This is a genomic window from uncultured Campylobacter sp., assembly GCF_937921625.1.
Lineage (GTDB): Bacteria > Campylobacterota > Campylobacteria > Campylobacterales > Campylobacteraceae > Campylobacter_B.
Genome location: NZ_CAKZTI010000060.1, coordinates 1 through 2,243, shown reverse-complemented (window position 1 = coordinate 2,243; position 2,243 = coordinate 1). Strand labels below are relative to the sequence as shown.

The 2,243-nt window shown below is 42.1% G+C and carries 1 protein-coding gene; it reads left to right on the top strand.

Annotated features, from left to right (window positions below):
• On the top strand, positions 1-2,243 hold a 2,243-nt coding region (locus Q0101_RS10155), incomplete at both ends, for a calcium-binding protein (protein ID WP_297945168.1).

Genomic DNA, 2,243 nt, shown 5'->3' with positions numbered 1-2,243 from the left:
ATAAAGATGAACGGAGCCATAAATTTCGATCACGATCTAAACGGTTTTGCCGAAGCTACCGGCTGGATAGGTAAGAACGAAGCGTTTTTAGCACTTGATAAAAACGGCAACGGCGTGATAGACAACGCGAGCGAGCTTTTCGGAGACGGATCTTCTATGAACGGTTTTGAGGAGCTTAAAAAATATGATTCCAATAAAGATGGAACGATCGATGAAAAAGATGAAATTTGGAGCAAGCTTCTTTTATGGCAGGATAAAAACTCGGATGCGATCTCAAGCAAAGACGAGCTTAGCAATATAAAAGATTCACAGATCAAATCTATCGATCTGAATTACGAAAATAAAAATTTACAAAATGCGGAAAATATAATAAAAGAGGTCTCAAAAGTTACTTTTAAAGACGGCAAAACCGCAGAGATAGCCGACGTAAATTTTAAAGTCGATCCAAGCGACTCAAGAGCGCCTAATGTGCAGATCGCTCCTGAAATTTTAAACCTACCTAATGTGTCGGCAATGGGTAATATGTATGATCTACACTCTGCGATGAGCCTAAACGCAGCTCTTAAAACCGCACTGCAAAATTATATAAGCTTGTCGCCTAAAGATAGAAAAGCCGCGATAAAATCTCTGATTTATAAATGGGCGGGAGTAGAAAATAATCCTACTAGCGGCAGAGGCGCGATGAGCGATGCAAGGGAGTTAAATGTCTATGAGGCATTAAGCGGAGAGGAATTTGTCCACGTATACCAAGGAAGACATCCGAATTCTACAGTATCAAGCTACCTGCACGAGCTATATCAAAGATTCGAAGATTACGTATACGCTCAGATCGAGCTTCAAACAACTTATAAAAATGTGCTGGATACCGAATATATGGTGCTAGATAACGGAACTCAAAAGCTGGATTATGATTTTAGCGCTTTTAAAAACAAAATGAAGGAACTCTATGCCGATAAAAAATATGAAGAGATGGTAAATTTAAAAAAGCTGGCAAAAGACGCCAGTGCCTATAAGCCGAATTTGGCTCTAGCGTTAAGCAAAAACTTAACCGCTCTGGGCGTGGAAAATCCTGCGATCTACGAAGTTTTAGCAGATAAAATTTTAAAAGGCGACGACGGAGAAAACTCCATAAGCGGAACCTCACAAAACGACTATATAGACGCTGGAGGCGGAAACGATAAAGTTTATGCGGGTATCGGAGACGATGTTTTGGTAGGCGGCAAAGGCGATGATTATCTAGAAGGCGGCGCGGGCGACGATACGTATATCTACAATCCAGGCGACGGAGCCGATACGATACTGGATGGTGGCGGATCTGATACGATTAAATTTGGAGCAGGTATAAGCAAAGATGATATCGTGGTGAGACGCGCCGGCGATGATATAAGAATTTCATTTAAAAATAGCGAGACGGATTCTATTTTGCTGCGATACAACGCGAGTAATGCGAGCTATTTTATAGAAAATTTCCTATTCGATAATGGCGAAACGATGGGTATAGGCGAGATACGGGCCTTAAGCCTAAGAGGTACCGACGGCGATGATGTTATAAACGGAACCAATATAGATGACGAAATTCACGGTGAAGCCGGTAATGATACTATCGGTGCTGGTGATGGCAACGATACCCTTTACGGCGGCAATGGTGACGATAAACTATACGGCGGATATGGCAACGATACCCTTTACGGCGGCAATGGTGACGATACTCTTTACGGAGAAGAGAATAACGATATCCTAATAGGCGGAGCCGGTAACGATAGATTAGAAGGCGGCGCTCGTGACGATACCTATGTATTCGGCAGAGGCGACGGAGCGGATACCATCTATGATAACCACGGTGACAACGATACGATCAAATTTAAAGAGGGGATTAGCCTAAAAGATCTAATCGTTAAAAGAGCTGAGAACAATATCAATGACCTTGAAATTTCCATTAAAGGAACAGAAGATAAAATAACGATAAAAGACGCTTATTCGTGGGGTGGGACCGGTTATTACAGCGGAACTATAGAAAAATTCGAATTCGCAGATGGAACTAAACTATCTATTCATGATTTTGAAACACAGACTATGTTTAAAGGAACCGATATCAACGATACCATTATAGGTGCAAATGCTAACGATGAAATTCACGGCGGAGCTGGCGACGATACGATACATTCCAATGGCGGCGATGATATCCTTTACGGTGAAGCCGGTAATGATACTATCGGTGCTGGTGATGGCAACGATACCCTTTA